Source organism: Streptomyces sp. Ru71 (genome assembly GCF_002920535.1).
In the GTDB taxonomy this organism is placed as follows: Bacteria; Actinomycetota; Actinomycetes; order Streptomycetales; family Streptomycetaceae; genus Streptomyces.
The window spans coordinates 214,671-231,444 of the sequence record NZ_PQSS01000001.1 but is presented as its reverse complement, the minus strand read 5'-3'; the positions used below and the strand labels follow the sequence as shown (position 1 = coordinate 231,444).

Annotated in this window: 17 protein-coding genes and 1 pseudogene; 11 read left to right on the top strand and 7 right to left on the bottom strand. The window is 70.4% G+C overall.

Going from position 1 to position 16,774, the window contains the following annotated elements; all coding sequences use genetic code 11:
* Nucleotides 1-204: 204 nt before the first annotated feature.
* The 5 genes from C3489_RS01075 to C3489_RS01055 are packed head-to-tail and all read left to right on the top strand — an operon-like array spanning nucleotide 205 to nucleotide 7,159.
* Nucleotides 205-2,361: an alpha-galactosidase gene (locus tag C3489_RS01075; RefSeq protein ID WP_103778782.1), complete on the top strand. Its 2,157-nt coding sequence runs from the start codon at nucleotides 205-207 to the stop codon at nucleotides 2,359-2,361.
* A 20-nt stretch (nucleotides 2,362-2,381) separates the two neighbouring features.
* Nucleotides 2,382-3,623 carry an ABC transporter substrate-binding protein gene (locus tag C3489_RS01070; protein WP_103778780.1) on the top strand — a complete coding sequence of 414 codons (1,242 nt, stop codon included), beginning with the start codon at nucleotides 2,382-2,384 and terminating at the stop codon, nucleotides 3,621-3,623.
* A gap of 22 nt (nucleotides 3,624-3,645) precedes the next feature.
* Nucleotides 3,646-4,578 carry a carbohydrate ABC transporter permease gene (locus tag C3489_RS01065; RefSeq protein ID WP_103778778.1) on the top strand — a complete coding sequence of 311 codons (933 nt, stop codon included), beginning with the start codon at nucleotides 3,646-3,648 and terminating at the stop codon, nucleotides 4,576-4,578.
* A complete protein-coding gene (locus C3489_RS01060) occupies nucleotides 4,578-5,438 on the top strand; it encodes a carbohydrate ABC transporter permease (RefSeq protein WP_103778776.1) in 861 nt (286 codons plus the stop codon). Before C3489_RS01065 ends, C3489_RS01060 begins: the two co-directional genes overlap by 1 nt.
* Nucleotides 5,435-7,159, top strand: coding sequence for an alpha-glucosidase (locus C3489_RS01055; RefSeq protein WP_103778774.1), 1,725 nt, complete (start codon nucleotides 5,435-5,437; stop codon nucleotides 7,157-7,159). The genes C3489_RS01060 and C3489_RS01055 overlap by 4 nt, the downstream gene beginning before the upstream one ends.
* Here the strand turns inward: C3489_RS01055 and C3489_RS01050 are convergent.
* The 3 genes and pseudogenes from C3489_RS01050 to C3489_RS01040 all read right to left on the bottom strand — a co-directional run.
* On the bottom strand, nucleotides 7,137-8,282 hold the full coding sequence (locus C3489_RS01050; RefSeq protein ID WP_103778772.1) for an RNA polymerase sigma factor: 1,146 nt from the start codon (nucleotides 8,280-8,282) through the stop codon (nucleotides 7,137-7,139). The genes C3489_RS01055 and C3489_RS01050 overlap by 23 nt on opposite strands.
* Before the next feature lie 8 nt (nucleotides 8,283-8,290).
* Nucleotides 8,291-8,698, bottom strand: coding sequence for a YciI family protein (locus C3489_RS01045; protein WP_103778770.1), 408 nt, complete (start codon nucleotides 8,696-8,698; stop codon nucleotides 8,291-8,293).
* 183 nt (nucleotides 8,699-8,881) lie between these two features.
* Nucleotides 8,882-9,427: pseudogene (locus C3489_RS01040) on the bottom strand (hypothetical protein); the annotation flags it as partial.
* 172 nt (nucleotides 9,428-9,599) lie between these two features.
* On the opposite strand from C3489_RS01040, the gene C3489_RS01035 reads away from it, so the two are divergent.
* The 4 genes from C3489_RS01035 to C3489_RS01020 all read left to right on the top strand — a co-directional run bounded on the left by C3489_RS01035 (nucleotide 9,600) and on the right by C3489_RS01020 (nucleotide 12,254).
* Nucleotides 9,600-10,034: a VOC family protein gene (locus C3489_RS01035; RefSeq protein ID WP_103778768.1), complete on the top strand. Its 435-nt coding sequence runs from the start codon at nucleotides 9,600-9,602 to the stop codon at nucleotides 10,032-10,034.
* 79 nt (nucleotides 10,035-10,113) lie between these two features.
* Nucleotides 10,114-10,737, top strand: a complete 624-nt coding sequence (locus C3489_RS01030) for a hypothetical protein (protein WP_103778766.1) — start codon at nucleotides 10,114-10,116, stop codon at nucleotides 10,735-10,737.
* Between the two features lie 93 nt (nucleotides 10,738-10,830).
* On the top strand, nucleotides 10,831-11,538 hold the full coding sequence (locus C3489_RS01025; protein WP_103778764.1) for a YqjF family protein: 708 nt from the start codon (nucleotides 10,831-10,833) through the stop codon (nucleotides 11,536-11,538).
* An 80-nt stretch (nucleotides 11,539-11,618) separates the two neighbouring features.
* Nucleotides 11,619-12,254, top strand: a complete 636-nt coding sequence (locus C3489_RS01020) for a hypothetical protein (RefSeq protein WP_103778762.1) — start codon at nucleotides 11,619-11,621, stop codon at nucleotides 12,252-12,254.
* Nucleotides 12,255-12,303: 49 nt separating this feature from the next.
* Here the strand turns inward: C3489_RS01020 and cynS are convergent, their stop codons facing one another.
* Both cynS and C3489_RS01010 read right to left on the bottom strand, forming a co-directional pair.
* Nucleotides 12,304-12,774, bottom strand: a complete 471-nt coding sequence (gene cynS / locus C3489_RS01015; protein WP_103778760.1) for a cyanase — start codon at nucleotides 12,772-12,774, stop codon at nucleotides 12,304-12,306.
* Between the two features lie 114 nt (nucleotides 12,775-12,888).
* Complete coding sequence (locus C3489_RS01010) at nucleotides 12,889-13,482, bottom strand: carbonic anhydrase (protein ID WP_103778758.1); 594 nt, start codon at nucleotides 13,480-13,482, stop codon at nucleotides 12,889-12,891.
* A 128-nt stretch (nucleotides 13,483-13,610) separates the two neighbouring features.
* On the opposite strand from C3489_RS01010, the gene cynR reads away from it, so the two are divergent.
* A complete protein-coding gene (gene cynR, locus C3489_RS01005) occupies nucleotides 13,611-14,546 on the top strand; it encodes a transcriptional regulator CynR (protein WP_103778756.1) in 936 nt (311 codons plus the stop codon).
* Between the two features lie 32 nt (nucleotides 14,547-14,578).
* Here the strand turns inward: cynR and C3489_RS01000 are convergent, their stop codons facing one another.
* Nucleotides 14,579-15,052 (bottom strand): hypothetical protein, encoded by a 474-nt coding sequence (locus C3489_RS01000; protein ID WP_103778754.1) that lies wholly within the window; start codon nucleotides 15,050-15,052, stop codon nucleotides 14,579-14,581.
* Between the two features lie 44 nt (nucleotides 15,053-15,096).
* Nucleotides 15,097-15,771 (bottom strand): hypothetical protein, encoded by a 675-nt coding sequence (locus tag C3489_RS00995; protein ID WP_146075256.1) that lies wholly within the window; start codon nucleotides 15,769-15,771, stop codon nucleotides 15,097-15,099.
* 38 nt (nucleotides 15,772-15,809) lie between these two features.
* On the opposite strand from C3489_RS00995, the gene C3489_RS00990 reads away from it, so the two are divergent.
* Nucleotides 15,810-16,745 carry a LysR family transcriptional regulator gene (locus C3489_RS00990; RefSeq protein ID WP_103778750.1) on the top strand — a complete coding sequence of 312 codons (936 nt, stop codon included), beginning with the start codon at nucleotides 15,810-15,812 and terminating at the stop codon, nucleotides 16,743-16,745.
* The last annotated feature ends 29 nt before the right edge of the window (nucleotides 16,746-16,774 follow it).

The following is a 16,774-nucleotide window of genomic DNA, read 5'->3' as shown; positions in this document are numbered from 1 at the left end:
CAGCATCCCACACACCCCGCCGTTACTTCCACAACGAAAACAATGGCCCTCTCCTCCCCGGTGTTACAGCCGCAGAAAGAGAGTGTTTCCGAGGGGTTGACGCAGCAATGCTTCCGCGCTGAAAGTTTCCACGAGTCGAACAGCTCGCCTCCCCACCCCTGCCACGGGTGCCGGGGCTTTCTCTCTCCCCTCAAGGATTCCCGCATGGCCGAGCGTCTTCATGACGACCACCTCCACTTCCGCGCCGCCGGCACGAGCCTGGTCCTGGACTGCACCGGCGATCTGCTGCCCCGGGTCCTGCACTGGGGCGCGGATCTCGGCGACCTCTCCGCCGACGCCCTGGCCCACCTGGCCCTCACGGACGCGGCGCAGGTCATGTCGTGCTCGCTCGACGAGCCGGTGCCCCTCAGCGTCCTGCCCCAGCAGTCCGCCGGCTGGCTCGGCACCCCCGGGCTCACCGGGCACCGCGAGGGTGAGGACTTCTCCACCGCCTTCCGGGTCCGCTCCGTGCGCCCCGAGGCCGGCGACGGCCCGGTGGCGCACCGGCTGACCGTGGACGCCGTCGACGACCGGGCGGAACTCGCGCTGACGCTGCACATCGAGGTCACCCGCTCGGGCCTGGTACGGCAGCGGGCCACCCTCACCAACACGGGCGAGCGCCCGTACACCCTGGACGGCCTGCTGCTGACCCTGCCCGTTCCCGGCCAGGCCACCGAACTGCTCGACCTGACCGGCCGGCATCTGCGCGAGCGCGCGCCGCAACGGCACGAGTTCACCCTCGGGACCCATCTGCGGGAGAACTGGCGCGGCCGCACCGGGATCGACGCGACGCTCGTGCACGTCGCGGGCGAGAGCGGTTTCGGCTTCCGCACCGGTGAGGTGTGGGGCCTGCACGTCGCCTGGAGCGGGAACCATCGCTCACTGGCCGAGCGCACCCCGGCGGGCGTGCGCCTGCTCGGCGGCGGGGAAAGCCTGCTGCCCGGCGAGGTACGGCTCGCCGCCGGCGAGTCCTACGCCTCGCCCTGGATCTACGGCTCCCACGGCACCGGACTCGACGAGCTGGCCGCACGCTTTCACGGCTACCTGCGCGACCGCGCGCACCACCCTCGTTCTCCGCGTCCCGTCACCCTCAACACCTGGGAGGCCGTCTATTTCCGGCACGACCTGGACAAGCTCAAGGCCCTCGCCGACGCCGCCGCCGAGGTGGGCGCGGAGCGCTTCGTCCTGGACGACGGCTGGTTCCGGGGCCGCCGGGACGACACCGCCGGGCTCGGCGACTGGTACGTCGACAAGGACGTCTGGCCCGACGGGCTGCACCCGCTGGTGGACCATGTGCACGCGCTGGGCATGCAGTTCGGCCTCTGGTTCGAGCCGGAGATGGTCAACCCGGACTCCGACCTCGCCCGCGCCCACCCCGAGTGGATCATGGCCACGGGCGGCCGCACCCCGCCGGCCGCCCGGCACCAGCAGGTCCTCGACCTCGGCCACCCGGAGGCGTACGCCTACCTCCTGGAGCGCCTGGACGCCCTGGTCACCGAGTACCGCATCGGCTACATCAAGTGGGACCACAACCGGGATCTGGTCGAGGCGGGACACAGCCCGCGCGGGACGGCCGGGGTGCACGCCCAGACCGCAGCCGTGTACCGGCTCATCGACGAACTGCGGTCGCTGCACCCCGAGTTGGAGATCGAGTCCTGCTCCTCCGGAGGCGGCCGCATCGACCTGGGCATCCTGGAGCGCACCGACCGGGTGTGGACCAGTGACTGCATCGACGCCCTGGAACGCCAGCAGATCCAGCGCTGGACCGGCCTGCTCCTGCCGCCCGAACTCCTCGGCTCCCATGTCGCCTCCCCCGTCGCCCACACCACCGGCCGGGCCCACACCCTCGACTTCCGTGCGGCGACAGCCCTCTTCGGGCACTTCGGCATCGAGTGGGACCTCACCCTCGCCTCCCCCGAGGAGCGGGCCCGCCTCGCGGAGTGGGTCGCGGCGTACAAGCGGCTGCGGCCGCTGCTGCACACGGGCACCGTCGTCCACGCCGACCACCACGACCCGGCCCTGTGGCTGCACGGGGTCGTCGCCCCCGACCGGTCCCGGGCGGTCTACGCCCTCGTCCAGACGGCGACCAGCGTGCAGTCTCCGCCCGGCCGGGTCCGGCTGCCCGGCCTCGACCCCGACGCGCTCTACCGGCTGTCCCCGCTCGCACCCGGGGACCGGCCCGAGGGCCCCACCGGCTTCCCGCTCCCCTGGTGGCACAGCGACCGGGTGGAACTGCCCGGGCACGTCCTGATGACCGCCGGCATCCAGGCCCCCGCTCAGTACCCGGAGCGCGCCGTCCTCCTCGAAGCACACCGCGTCTGACGCCCCGACAGGAGACACGCATGATCCGCACCGGACTCAGAGGCCTTGTCGCCGTCGGCCTGGCCGCCGTGCTGCTGAGCGCCTGCGCCGGCCTGCCGTCGACGGGCGGCCACACGGTGACCTTGGACTTCTTCCAGTTCAAGCCGGAGGCCGTCGCAACGTTCGACAAGCTCATCGCCGGCTTCGAGGCCGAACACCCCGGCATCAGGGTCGAGCAGCACCACGTCCCGTCACCGGAGACAGCGATCCGCACCCGGCTGGTGAAGGACGACATCCCCGACGTCATCTCCCTCAACGGCAACAGCACGTTCGGCGAACTGGCCTCCGCCGGGGTGTTCTACGACTTCTCCCGTACCAAGGCCGCTCAGCAGATCCTGCCCGGCGTGAAGAAGGTGCTGAGCGATCTCGGCAGCGGCGGCAAGGGCGAACTCAACGGGCTGCCCTTCGCCTCCAACGCCAGCGGAGTCCTCTACAACAAGGCGCTGTTCGCCCAGTACGGGGTCGCGGTCCCCCGCACCTGGAACGACCTCATCGCGGCGGCCGCCACCTTCCGCAAGGCCGGCGTCACCCCCTTCTACGGATCCCTCAAGGACGCCTGGACCTCACTGCCGCCCTTCAACCAGCTCGCCGCCAATCTCACGCCCGCCGACTTCTGGAAGGCCCGCAAGGCGGGCCGGACGAGCTTTGCCGCGCAGTACCCCGAGACCGCGCGGAAGCTCAAGGAGATCTACCGCTACACCCAGAAGGACACCTTCTCCCGCGACTACAACGCCGCGAACGAGGCGTTCGCCAAGGGCAAGGCGGCCATGTACGTGCAGGGCAGCTACGCCCTGCCCCCCGTCAAGGCGTACAAGCCGGCCTTCGGCATCGGCCTGTTCCCCCTCCCGGCCGGCGACGACCCCGGGTCGACCCGTCTGGTGTCCGGAGTGGACGTGGCACTCACCATGGGCCGCCACCCCAGACACCCCGAGGAGTCGATGGAGTTCATCGACTATCTGATGCGGCCCGACGTGGTGAGCGCGTACGCCGCGGAGCAGAGCGCCATTCCACCGCTGAAGGGCACCGCGCCCTCCGATCCGGCACTCCTACCGGTCATGCCGTACGTGGCCCGGAACCGGATCACCGGCTTCGTCGACCACCAGATCCCCCGGGCGGTGATGCTGGAAGCGGTCGTCCAGCAGTTCATCATCGACGGCAACCAGGCCGCGTTCCTGCGGACCCTCGACAGCGAGTACACCAAGGCGCTCAAGCGCCGGGTGTGACAGCCACCGAAGGAGGAAGACGATGACCACGCTGACAGCTCCGCCCCGCTCCCCCTCCGCGAGCACCGGCACCCGGCGCAGACGCCTGCTGCCACGCCCCAAGGGCGGGGCGTTCTACCTGATGGTGATTCCCGCGCTCGCCCTGTTCCTGCTGTTCCACACCTTCCCGGTGCTGCAGGGGATCTACTACAGCCTCACCAACTACGCCGGTTACGGCCGCTACCACTACGTGGGGCTGGACAACTACCTCAACCTGTTCCAGGACAACCGCATCTGGGACAGCTACCTCTTCACCTTCCAGTTCGCCGTCGTCGCGACCGTACTGACGAACCTCATCGCGCTGGCCGTCGCCCTCGGCCTCAACGGCAGGATCCGCTTCCGCAACACCCTGCGCGGCGTGTTCTTCATACCGAACGTGCTGGCCATCCTCGTCGTCGGCTATGTCTTCAACTACTTCTTCTCCAACTCCCTCCCCTACATCGCACAGAAACTGGGCATCGGCGCCCTGAGCACGAGCATCCTCGCCGACCCGGACCTGGCCTGGGTGGGCGTGGTGATCCTCGCCGTATGGCAGGCCGTCGCCTTCAACATCATCATCTACCTGGCCGGTCTGCAGACCGTCCCCGAGGAGCTGTACGAGGCCGCCACCCTCGACGGGGCCGGTGCCTGGCAGCGCTTCCGGTCCGTCACCCTGCCCCTCATCGGACCGTTCGTGACCATCAACATGGTCCTGGCCATGCGCAACTTCCTCCAGGTCTTCGACCACATCACCGCCCTCACCCAGGGCGGCCCCGGGACCTCCACCACCTCCGTCGCCTACCTCATCTACACCGGCGGTCTCAACGGCGGCGAGTACGCCTACCAGACGGCCAACGCCGTGGTGTTCTTCCTCTGCATCGTCGTGATCTCGATATTCCAGCTGCGCGTTCTCCAGCGCCGCGAGGGGAGCGTCTGATGTCTGCCACCGTCCCCCGTCCCGCCGCCCGCCCCCGGCCCGGCAGGCCCCGCGTCAACTGGTGGCTGACGGCCCTGATGGCCGTCCTGTCCCTGACGGTGATCGTTCCGCTCTACTTCACCGTCGTCACCGCCCTGAAGACCCCCGACCAGCTGGGCGGCTCGGGCTTCGGCCTGCCCCACGAGATCCGCTGGGCGAACTTCTCCGACGCCTGGAAACTCACCCACTTCCCCTCGGCGCTGATGAACAGCGCGCTGATCACCGTGGGCGCCGTGCTGCTCACCCTGCTGACCAATTCCCTGGTCGCGTACGCCATCGCCCGCAACATGCACCGCAGGTTCTTCAAAGGGCTGTACTACTACTTCGTCTCGGCCCTGTTCGTGCCGTTCCCGATCATCATGCTCCCGGTCGTCAAGCAGACCGCCGTGCTGGGCCTGGACAACCAGGCCGGACTGATCCTGCTGTACGTCGTCTATGGACTGGCCTTCAACATCTTCCTGTACGTCGGCTTCCTGCGGTCGGTGCCGAAGGAGCTGGAGGAAGCCGCCCGCACCGACGGCGCCGGCACCTGGACGATCTTCTGGCGGGTCATCTTCCCCCTGCTCGCCCCCATGAACGCCACCGTCGGCATCCTCACCTGCCTGTGGGCCTGGAACGACTTCCTGCTCCCACTGGTCGTCCTCTCCGACCCCTCCGCGCAGACCCTGCCGCTCGCGCAGTTCATCTTCCAGGGGCAGTTCAACACCGACTACACGGTGGCCTTCGCCTCGTATCTGATGGCTCTGGCGCCCGTTCTCATCGTGTACGTCTTCGCCCAGCGCTGGGTGATCTCCGGAGTAATGCGAGGTTCCCTGAAGTGACCGAGACACACCCGTGGTGGACGACGGCCGTCGTCTACCAGATCTACCCCCGCAGCTTCGCCGACAGCAACGGCGACGGCATCGGCGACCTGCCGGGCATCACCGGCCGCCTGGACCACCTGGCCGGCCTCGGTGTCGACGTGCTGTGGCTGTCGCCCGTCTATCCCTCGCCGCAGCACGACAACGGCTACGACATCAGCGACTACCAGGACATCGACCCGGTCTTCGGCACCCTCGACGACTTCGACGAGCTGCTGGCGGCCGTCCACGACCGCGGCATGAAGCTGGTCATGGACCTCGTCGTCAACCACACCTCGGACGAGCACCCCTGGTTCGTCGAGTCCCGCAGCGGCCCCGACAGCCCCAAGCGCGACTGGTACTGGTGGCGGCCCGCCCGCCCCGGCATGCAGCCCGGCGCCCCGGGCGCCGAACCGAACAACTGGGGCTCGTTCTTCTCCGGCCCGGCCTGGGAGTACGACGCCCACAGCGGCGAGTACTACCTGCACCTGTTCTCCCGCAAACAGCCCGACCTCAACTGGGAGAACCCCGAGGTCCGGCAGGCGGTGTACGCCATGATGCGCTGGTGGCTCGACCGGGGCGTCGACGGCTTCCGCATGGACGTCATCAACCTCGTCTCCAAGGACCCCGCGCTGCCGGACGGCCACATGCCCGAGGGCAGCCGGTACGGAGACGGATCGCCCTTCTACGTCTGCGGCCCCCGCATCCACGAGTACCTGCAGGAGATGCACCGCGAGGTCTTCGCCGGCCGCGGGGACCGTCTGCTGACGGTGGGCGAGATGCCCGGGGTGACGGTCGAGGAGGCCAAGCTGTTCACCGACCCCGCGCGTGCGGAGGTCGACATGGTCTTCCAGTTCGAACACGTCGGACTCGACCACGGCAACGGCAAGTTCGACGTGCGGCCGCTGCGCCTGCGCGACCTCAAAGCCTCCCTCGGCCGCTGGCAGGCCGGGCTCAACGACACCGGCTGGAACAGCCTCTACTGGAACAACCACGACCAGCCCCGCATCGTCTCCCGCTTCGGCGACGACAGCCCGCGCCACCGGGTGCGGTCGGCCACCATGCTCGCCACCGTCCTGCACCTGCACCGCGGCACGCCCTACATCTATCAGGGCGAGGAACTCGGCATGACCAACGCCGCGTTCACCTCGATCGACGACTTCCGGGACATCGAGTCGCTCAACCACTACGCCCACGCCGTCGCCGCCGGCGAGGACCCGGAGCACGTGCTCGCCGGGCTGCGGGCCATGAGCCGGGACAACGCGCGCACTCCCATGCAGTGGGACGACTCCCCCCACGCCGGCTTCACCACGGGCGAGCCCTGGATCCCCGTCCAGCCCAATCACCAGGAGATCAACGCCGCGACGGCCATCGCGGACAGCGGCTCCGTCTACCACTACTACCGGCGTCTGATCGCGCTGCGGCACACCGAACCGGCCGTGGCCCACGGCGACTTCACTCCGCTGCTCCAGGACGACGAGCGCGTCTACGCCTTCACCCGGCGGCACGGGGACACCGAACTCCTCGTCCTCGGCAACTTCACCGGCGACCCCGCGCACATCCTCCTCCCCGGCGGCTGGGAGGACGCCGAGCTGCTCCTCGGCAACGTCGAGCATGCCGAGCCGCTGAAGACGTCACTGACGCTGGCTCCCTGGGAGGCCCGCGTGCACCGCAGGCGTGTCAGCCGCGCCGGAGGGCGTTGAGCCGGGCGGCCTGGCGCGTCAGGTGGTCGCGTTCGGCGAGGTTGGCTGCCTTGTGGGCCGCCTCCGCGTACAGCTGCGCCGCCGTCGTCGGGTCGCCGTCCCGCTCGTGCAGGTACGCCGCCACCGCGGTGTGGCGGGGCAGCGCCGGGTCCAGCTCCGCGAGCGCCGCCAGGCCGGCGCGCGGACCGTCGGCCTCACCGACGGCGACCGCCCGGTTGAGCCGGACGACGGGGCTGTCGGTCAGACGGGTGAGCTCGTCGTACCACTCGACGATCTGCACCCAGTCGGTCTCCTCGGCCCTGGGCGCGTCCGCGTGCAGTGCCGCGATGGCGGCCTGCGCCTGGAACTCGCCCAGCCGGTCACGGGCGAGGGCCGCCTGCAGGATCTCGACGCCCTCCGCGATCAGCCCGGTGTCCCACCGGCTTCGGTCCTGCTCGGCGAGGGGCACGAGACTGCCGTCCGGCGCGGTCCGGGCGGCACGGCGGGCGTGGTGCAGCAGCATGAGGGCGAGCAGCCCCGACACCTCGGGGTGGTCGATGGCACCGGCGAGCTGCCGGGTGAGCCGGATGGCCTCGGCGGAGAGGTCGACGTCGCCGCCGTAGCCCTCGTTGAAGACCAGGTAGAGGACGCGCAGCACGGTCGCGACGTCGCCGGGCTGGTCGAACCTCACGCCCGAGACCGTGCGCTTGGCCCGGCTGATGCGCTGCGCCATGGTCGCCTCGGGCACCAGGTAGGCCTGGGCGATCTGGCGGGTGGTCAGCCCGCCGACCGCCCTGAGCGTGAGCGCGACCGCGGACGACGGTGTCAGCGACGGGTGGGCGCACAGGAAGTAGAGCTGGAGCGTGTCGTCCCCCGAGGGCGCGGGTCCGGGGGCCGGTTCCTGATCCACGAGGTCCTCGCGCCGCCGGCGGGCGGTGTCCGCGCGGGTGGCGTCGAGGAACTTGCGCCAGGCCACGGTGACCAGCCAGCCCTTCGCATCGCGCGGCGGCTCGGCGGGCCAGACGCGGACCGCCTCGACCAGCGCCTCCTGCACGGCGTCCTCGGCCGCCGCGAAGTCTGCTCCGCGGCGGACGAGAACGGCGAGCACACTCGGGGTGAGGCTGCGGAGCAGGGCCTCGTCCATCGGTGTCGTCACTCGGTGATGGTAGGCGGCGCGGCCAGGAACGGACGCACCTCAAGCCACTCGTGGATCGGCTTCCCGCCCGCCCCGGGGGCGGCCGACAGTTCCCCGGCCAGCTCGACGGCGCGCTCGTGGCTGTCGACGTCGATCACCATCCAGCCGGCGATGAGGTCCTTGGTCTCGGCGAACGGCCCGTCGGTGACCGGCGGACGCCCCTCGCCGTCGTAGCGGACCCAGGTCCCCTCGGGGGCGAGCGCCTGCCCGTCGACGAACTCGCCGGTCTTCTCCAGCCGGGCCGCGAAGTCGTGCATGTACTGCATGTGGGCCGAGACCTCCTCGGGGGTCCACTGGTCCATCGGCACGTCGTTGACGGCGGCCGGAGCGCCACGGTAGTGCTTGAGCAGCAGGTACTTGGCCATGGTGGGCATCTCCTCGGTTCTCGTGCGACCCATTCTGGTCGCGTTCACACCGGGGACGGAGCCGAGGAGCCGTTCTCGACATCACCGCCGGAACTTTTTCCGGCGGACTTCGCCTCCGGCGATCAACCGCTCCGCCGGAGGGTGGACAGTGGGGTCGCTGGTAGGACTCCCCGTACGGTGACCAAGGCCGTTCGCCCATGCCGCCAGCGCGGCGAAGTCACTGACGGTGAGGCCGCGCCGTGGGTCGACCCGGTGCAGCAGGGCGGCACCGTCGTGGTGTGTCTCCACCCAGCTGCGATCCGCCTCCGTGATCTCGTCGTCGACCCAGGCGAACGCACGGCCTCCGGCCCAGGCGACGATCGCAGGCGTCTTCCAGAACACACCGTCCCCGGGCGCGGGCCGCGGGGACGGCCAGCGAATGAAGGGCAGCTGGGGCAATCCCAGGACCGGTGCGACGAAGGCGTTGGCTTCCTCCTCCCACGTGGTCGCCCACACCAGGTCGAAGGGAAGCGCGACCAGCGCCGGACCGTGAGCCGGGTTGAGCCACACCCGCAACGGCTTCACGGGTTTGTTCGGAAGCCCGCACGCCGTGAGCCGGCGTCGTTCGGCGGCCTGCCAGCGAGGGGTCAGCAAGCGGTGCGTCTGATAGCCCTCGGGGCGACGCTGCGGCTTCGCGGCAAACGGGTTCAACGGTCCGTCCACGTCCACCAACAGCACTGGGCGCACCAGCTTCTCCCCCCTGGGTTCCGTTGCGGACGGTAGCCGCCCATGACGACACCGCCCATCGGATTTTCCGGCGGCGGCGGTCTGGTAGGGAAGGGCGGGCAACACCCCTTGTGTCGCCAACGTGCCTGTTCTGAGCGGGAAATGGGGGACAGAAAGCCCCTGCTATCGTGGCGCGATGGCAACGATCAGGCAGTTTCAGGTCACCTTCGACTGCGCGGAACCTGAGCGCGTCGCGCGCTTTTGGTGCGAGGTGTTGGGGTACGTCGTACCGCCGCCTCCGGAGGGCTTCGACACCTGGGACGATTTCAAGCGCTCGCTGCCGCCCGAGGAGCAGGGTGCCTGGTTCGTATGCATGGATCCCACGGGTGTGGGCCCGCGGCTGTACTTCCAGCGCGTTCCCGAAGGCAAGGTCGTCAAGAATCGCGTGCATCTTTGTGTGCGGGCCGGCACCGGGCTCGTGGGTGAGGAGCGGCTGGCCACGCTTGAGGCCGAATGCGCACGACTGGTGGCGCTCGGCGCCGCGCGTGTGCGCCTCCTGCCTGCCGATGGAGTCAACGAGTCCTGCATCGTGATGCAGGACGTCGAGGGCAACGAGTTCTGTCTGGACTGAGCATCCTCGACGGTTTCCGCGTGCTGCGCACCCCAGACCGCGCGCCTCGGCCCGACCCGGTGAGTGTGACACTGGGAAGATGAAGCCGCCGCTCGTCCACGCGCGGGAGGAGTTCGAAATGAGCCAGGTCGGAACCCGTCCGTCGGGTCTTCTCCAGCCGCTGGGGGCCGTCACCTCCGGGCTCCGCCGCCTGCCGGGAGCCGAGCAGGTGAGCAGGTTCACCGATGACGCGCTGGACCGGATCGGAGCGATCTCACCCCGCGGCCGTCGGCTGGCCGTCTACACCGGCGCCGGCGTGCTCGGCGTCGCGGGAGTCGTGGAGTGGCCGGTGGCTCTCGCCGGTGCGGCCGTCGCCTGGCTGACCCAGCCGCGTCCCGAACGGAGCGCGCGGGAAGATGCGGGCCTGGGAACCGGGGGTTCCCAGGACGCCGACAGCGAGGGTCAGGCGGCAGGGGCGGGGACAGAGCCCACTGCGGCCGGGGCCGAGGGGCCCGGGCCGGTGCCTGTGACCTCCCCCGATGCCGCCGCGGAGCCCCCCGGCGCGGGCGACAGGCTGGCGCCGTCCCATTTCCACCGCGACGGCCACGAAGAGCACGTCCAGGAGCAGCCCGCCAAGGTCGGTGACCAGGCGACCGCCTCGGCGCTCAAGCAGGTCGCGGAAGCCTCGGCACACCATCACGCGCCGGACGGCGAAACCCACTGACCCCGCCTGCCTGGCCGGGCAGCCGTCCTCGTCAGGACGCTGCCGGGGTCGGCCGCGGCGTTTTGCCGGTCGAGGGCGGGGAACGCAGGGCTGGTGGTCGCCTATGGAGCGGAGCAGCGGGTGCGGATCCCCGCACTGCGGGCCGCCTGGCTGCGGCAGACGTTCGTCCACTGGCCGTTCCCACCGCAGGCGGTGCAGGCCCTGCTGCCCCCAAAACTGCTGGTCGACGAGTACGACGGCGCCGCCTGGGTGAGCCTGACCCCGTTCGTCATGGCCGACGTCCGACCGCCCGGCGTGCCCTCCGCGCTGCCGGGGCTCCCGACGTTCGCGGAGACCAACCTGCGGACCTACGTCCGGCACCGGGACGGCCGGGACGGGCTGTGGTTCCTGTCCATCGAGGTGGCCTTCCCGCTGATGCTCGCGGCATGGGTGGTCGGCGTGCCGTACCACCAGGGATCGCTGAACATCTCCGCGGACGCGGACGTCATCTCGTACAAGGGCTCCAGATGGGGCGGTGAGGTCTCCTACCGGCTCGTCGTCCGTCCTGGTGATCCGATCACGCCCACGGAACGGGACGTGTGGCTGACCTCGCGGTGGCGGTGCTACTCACGCCAGTACGGCATGCTGTGGCAGACGCCGGTCGAGCACGAGCCCTGGCCGCTGCGGACCGCTTCCATCGAGGCGCTCGAAGAGACCTTGACCAGCACGGCCGGTCTCCCGGCGCCGGTCGGCGAGCCCGTGGTGCACTTCTCGGAAGGGGTCAGACATGTACGGCTCGGGCCCTCCCGGCCGTGTCGCTGACGAGGGGGCCCACTCCCCTGCCGACCGGTCGCGCGACGGCGGCGTCGGAGCGTGCGGGTGAGCCGCGACGGAGCATGCGGATGAGTCGCAGGCAGGGCCGCACCGGCCGGCGGGCGGGGTTGCGCTTCGACGGCTGGATCGCGGGTGCGGGCACCTCCTCGGGGACCCGGATCGTGCTGGGCCACTGGCCGCGCTCGCCGTTCGGCCCCTTCAGCGACGTGATGATCGAGCGGGCCGACGGCGAGCGGCTCCTGCTGGCGCCCACGCGGCGCGTCGCCGACTTCGTCCGCGGCACCTACCTCTTCGACACGGTGCGCGTCGTATCCGTCGACGTGGTCATGACGAGTGCGGTCTGGGCGGTGACCGCGCCGCCGCTTGAGCTGCGCTTCACAGTCGGTCGGCCAGGACCACTGGGGCTGGTCCTCGCCGCCGTGCCGGGCCCGATCGCCCGCAGTGAGGCGTGGGCGGTGCTGACGGACCCGTGCGCCCGGCTGCTGCTGCGCGGCGTGCGGACCCGCGGCAGTGCGGTGCCCGGGCGGCGCGAGTGGTACGGCGCCGGCGGGCTGTGGCCGATCACCGGGCTGTCGGCGGCCTTCGATGCCCGCGATCTCGGCACCATGACGCCCGTCGACCCGCCCGTGCGGTTCGGGTTCGGCTCGGTGCCCCGCCGGCCGGCCCTGACCCGCGTCACCACGACCGTCGTGCCGTACCGGTGATCCGGCGGTCACCTCTTGAAGGGACTCGCTCCTCCTCCGAGCGGTCCGTTCAGAAGGGCTTGGTCGGCAGGTACTTGCCGTCCAGGGTGATGACCGCGCGCTCGCCGCCCTCGGGGTCGGCGACCTTCTTCACATCGAGCTTGAAGTTGATGGCGGAGATGATGCCGTCACCGAACTGCTCGTGGACGAGGGCCTTGAGGGTGGTGCCGTAGACCTGGAGCATCTCGTGGAAGCGGTAGATCGTCGGGTCGGTGGGGATGCCGCCGGGGATCGAGCCGCGGGTGGGGATGGTCTGCAGCAGCGTCACCGCGTCCGCGTCCAGGTCCAGCAGCTCCGCGACGGCCTTGGCCGACTGCTCGGGCAGGGCGTGCTGACCGAGGACGGCGGCGGTGGTGAAGGCCACCGACAGACCGGATGCGTCGGCGATCCGCTCCCAGGTCAGGTTCTTGCGGGTCTTGGCATCGACCGCCTTGACGGCGAGGGCCTGGCGGGCGGTGGGGTCGAACTGTGCGTGCACCATGAGAAGTGGTTCCTTTCGTCGGCTGGTGATGCCGCATACACGTGCGCGCACGACGGCGGTGGGGTGAACCCGAAACCCGCGACACCTCGGGGCGATGCGGGGAAGACCGGGAGGTCAGGCCGCCATGGCGGCAGGGTGGCCGGCGGAGTCGAGTGCCGTGACGCGGCCGGTGGGGATGTCGTAGATCCAGCCGTGCAGGGTGAGGTCCCGCTCCGCCAGGGCCCGGGCCACCGAGGGGTGCGTGGCCAGGTTTGCCAGCTGGGCGAGCACGTTGTGCCGTACGAGGGCGTCGATGTCGCCGGCGGAGGCGACGCGGGCCCGGGCGGCATCGGCATGCCGCAGCCAGTCCGCTGTCGCCGAGGCGCCGGACAGGTCGTGCCGCTGGGCGAGGGCGGTCATGGCGCCGCAGGCCGAGTGCCCGCACACCACGATGTCCCGCACACCCAGGACGGCGACGGCGTACTCGATGCTCGCCGTGACCCCGTCCGGGCCCGGGCTGTAGGCAGGCACGAGGTTGCCTGCTGTGCGGATGACGAACAGCTCGCCCGGCTCGCTGTCGGTGATGAGCTCCGGGACGACGCGGGCGTCCGAGCAGCCGATGAACAGCGTGTGCGGGGTGTGCTGACCGGCGAGGCGGGCGAACAGGCCGTCCTTGGCCGGGAAGACGTCCCGCTGGAACCGCGCGACGCCCTCGGCGAGATCATGCATGGGGTCACTCCCTTTCGTGGGATTGCCCGCCCTCACCGGGCCGGCGAAATCCACCATGCATGACCTGTCGCTATAGCGTCCAAGACTTGCTAAGCCTAGGGCTTATAGCCCACACCTATAGTTGCTCCATGGGCTTGGAACTGCGTCATCTGCGCTATCTGCTCGCCGTGGCCGAGAACGGCACCTTCACCCGCGCCGCCGAAGAGCTGCACATCTCCCAGCCCACGCTCTCCCAGCAGATCAAGCAGCTGGAGCGGATCGTGGGCGTGCAGCTACTGGACCGAACCGAACGCACGGTGCGCCTCACCGACGCCGGCGAGGCATACGTCCATCACGCCCGCCGCGCGCTGCGTGACCTCGCCGCCGCCGAACGCGCCGTACACGATGTGCACGACCTCAGCCGCGGCCGGCTGCGCCTGGCCGTCACCCCCACCTTCACCGCCTACCTCACCGGCCCGCTCGCGGCCGAGTTCCACACCCGCCACCCCGGCATCACCCTGACGCTGCGGGAGACGACCCAGGACCGCATCGAAGCCGGCCTGCTGGCCGACGAGTTCGACCTCGGCATCGCCTTCACCGGCTCACACCTGCCCGGCATCACCGCCACCGAACTGTTCAGCGAAACCCTCACGCTCGTCACCAGCACCCGCCATGCGGCCGGCGATCACCGCGCATTGCCCGTCGGAGACCTGGTGCGGATGCAACTGGCCCTGCTCAGCGGCGACTTCGCCACCCGCAGCCATATCGACGACTACTTCGCCCAGCACGGCATCAGCCCCCGCACCCTCGTGGAGGCCAACTCCATCCAGACCCTCACCGAAATCGTTCAGCGCACCAGTCTGGCCACCGTCCTCCCCGACGCCATCGCCCACGACCATCCCCACCTCACCCCCGTCCCCCTCGATCCGTCTCTGCCCGACCGCACCGTCGCACTGCTCACCCGCACCGACGCCTACCGAAGCGCCGCCGCCCGTGCCTTCACCGGCCTCACCCACGAGCTTGTCCGCACCCGCCCCTATGCGCCCGTTCCGGCCCGTTCGAAGCCGGGCCGCGCAAGACCTTGATCGTTCTGGGCTGATCTGCTCTGCCGGGCTCTCTACGGCCACACGACCTGACCGTCTCGCACCATCAGCGGCTCGAACGTGTCCGATTCATAGAACCTGGTCCAGCCAATGCGGACCTCGCCGGTGGCAGCTCGGTGCCGGTCATCCGCTTTCGTGGCCAGCCAACTGAGCAGTTCACCGGTGCTGTCGAAGTCATCGGGGTGGATTTCCTGCCGTATGGTCAGGGCCCATGTGCCGTGACGGCCGTCTTCCGGGGGTACCAGCGCAGAGACGAGGGCTCCGTCCACTTTCCACGCCGCGCCGTGTCCGCTCAGCAGAGGAACGGGGTCGTCGATGATGACGGGCTCGCCGCGGTCATCCTCCACGACTGCCGGGAACGCGGGCACGATGCGAAGAGTCTCCGGCTCGGGACCCTGCCCGAGGTGCCACCGAAGCTCTGCGAGCTCTTCCTCGGAGAGCTCCCCGCGCAGGTTCAGAGCGAGGGAGAGTTCATAGACGTCTGCCATGGCAGCAAGTTATCCGGCCAGGTGACCGTGACCGCAGGCGGCGGTCAGCAGCGCAGGCCGACGATGCCCCAGCCGCGACGCTCCGCTTCCGTGACCACCTCTCCCCAGTCGGTGAGGAAGTCGGCGAAGGACTCGAACGTCGTGATCCATCCGCCTGGCTCGGCGGCGTGCCGGGTGAACGGCTCGCGCAGGGCTTCCAGTTGCGGTGACGCCTGCCGCCACCAGCCGGCGATCAGCGGCACGTCCTGGGGCGGACACCACAGCAGAAGGTCCGCCTTCCAGGGACACGGCCGCTCCGGAAGCTCCGAGGCGACCCCCGTGGTGTCCTCCAGACCGTGCCAGAACAACGCGTCGGCGAACCGGTCCACGACGTCGCGCACCGTCGGCTCGACGTGGTCGCGCATGTGGTCCCAGCGATGACCGGCCCAGAAGTGCGGCTTGTACGAGCCCAACGTGTTCCGCAGGGCGTATCTGCCGTACCAGTCCTCATCCGGCCGGGTGGACCAGGACCAGCCGTGCTCGAAGAGGTCGTCGCTGTACGCCTCTCCGAACGCGGCGTCGATCAGCAGCTCTTCCCGGTCCCCCGGCGCTGCCGCCTCGACCCGCGGCCAGTCCACGATCAGCACCTCTATCCCCACACCCACCACACCAGCGTAGGACAGGGAGCGGGCGTCGATCATCGCGCTGCCCGCGGCGAACCCGGCTCCGGGCTCTGCCACACCACGGACGCCGAGCGGTCGTCCCCTAGGCTGACGACGTGGACTTCGACACCGTCCGGACCTTCGTCGTCGCCGCCGACGCGGGCCAGTTCCAGGAGGCCGCCGCCGAGCTGGCGGTCACCCAGCAGGCCGTCTCCAAGCGCATCGCCGCGCTGGAACGCCACCTCGGCGTGCGGCTGTTCACCCGCACCGCGCGCGGCGCCGAGCTCACCATCGACGGGCAGGCGTTCCTGCCCCACGCGCGTGAACTGCTGCGCATCGCCGAGCGCGCGGTCGCCTCCGTGCGCCCCGGTCACCGTCCGCTGCGCGTGGACGTGATCGCTTCCCGCGGCGCCGCGTCGGGCCTGATGCGCGGCTTCCACCGCGCGCACCCCGAGATCGAGCTCGACGTGGTGTGGCTGTTCGACATCGAGACGGCCGTCAGCGCCCTCCGCTCCGGGGAGATCGACGCGTCCTTCCGCGCCGTCGCCGCGCCCGGCCGGCCCCTTCCCGAGGACATCGAGTCCGTCCGGGTGCTCGACGAGCCGCTCCAGCTCCTCACCGGCCCCGGCCACGCGCTGGCGGGCGCCCGGTCGGTGCCGCTCGCCCGGCTCGCCGACCACCGGATCTGGATGCCCGGCGTCGTCCCCGGCACCGAGTGGGCCGCCTACTACGACGACCTCGTCGCCGAGTTCGGCCTCACCATCGAGGCGACCGGGCCCAACTTCGGCTCCGACGCGCTGCTCGACACCATCGCCGACACCCCGGCCCTCGCCACCTTCATGGGCGCGCAGACCCGTCTCGTCTGGCCCGCCGGCCACGGCCTGCGCCGCATCCCTGTGACCGACCCGACCCCCGTCTATCCGCACTCGCTCCTGTGGCGCCGCGACAACCCCCACCCGGCGCTGGCGACCCTGCGCGCCCACCTCGCGGCCACAGCGGCCGGCCACGGCGCCGCCGGCACATGGACGCCGGACTGGGTTCTCCCGTGCTGATCACCACCCGTGCCTGACCGACACCGAGG

Coding starts and splice junctions, on each gene's coding strand:
- C3489_RS01070 (WP_103778780.1), top strand. CDS start 2,382: ATGATCCGCACCGGACTCAGAGGCCTTGTCGCCGTCGGCCTGGCCGCC.
- C3489_RS01020 (WP_103778762.1), top strand. CDS start 11,619: ATGAGTCGCAGGCAGGGCCGCACCGGCCGGCGGGCGGGGTTGCGCTTC.
- C3489_RS01035 (WP_103778768.1), top strand. CDS start 9,600: ATGGCAACGATCAGGCAGTTTCAGGTCACCTTCGACTGCGCGGAACCT.
- C3489_RS01030 (WP_103778766.1), top strand. CDS start 10,114: ATGAAGCCGCCGCTCGTCCACGCGCGGGAGGAGTTCGAAATGAGCCAG.
- C3489_RS01075 (WP_103778782.1), top strand. CDS start 205: ATGGCCGAGCGTCTTCATGACGACCACCTCCACTTCCGCGCCGCCGGC.
- C3489_RS01050 (WP_103778772.1), bottom strand. CDS start 8,282: ATGGACGAGGCCCTGCTCCGCAGCCTCACCCCGAGTGTGCTCGCCGTT.
- cynS (WP_103778760.1), bottom strand. CDS start 12,774: ATGGTGCACGCACAGTTCGACCCCACCGCCCGCCAGGCCCTCGCCGTC.
- C3489_RS01000 (WP_103778754.1), bottom strand. CDS start 15,052: ATGGCAGACGTCTATGAACTCTCCCTCGCTCTGAACCTGCGCGGGGAG.
- C3489_RS01065 (WP_103778778.1), top strand. CDS start 3,646: ATGACCACGCTGACAGCTCCGCCCCGCTCCCCCTCCGCGAGCACCGGC.
- C3489_RS01010 (WP_103778758.1), bottom strand. CDS start 13,482: ATGCATGATCTCGCCGAGGGCGTCGCGCGGTTCCAGCGGGACGTCTTC.
- C3489_RS01045 (WP_103778770.1), bottom strand. CDS start 8,698: ATGGCCAAGTACCTGCTGCTCAAGCACTACCGTGGCGCTCCGGCCGCC.
- C3489_RS01060 (WP_103778776.1), top strand. CDS start 4,578: ATGTCTGCCACCGTCCCCCGTCCCGCCGCCCGCCCCCGGCCCGGCAGG.
- cynR (WP_103778756.1), top strand. CDS start 13,611: ATGGGCTTGGAACTGCGTCATCTGCGCTATCTGCTCGCCGTGGCCGAG.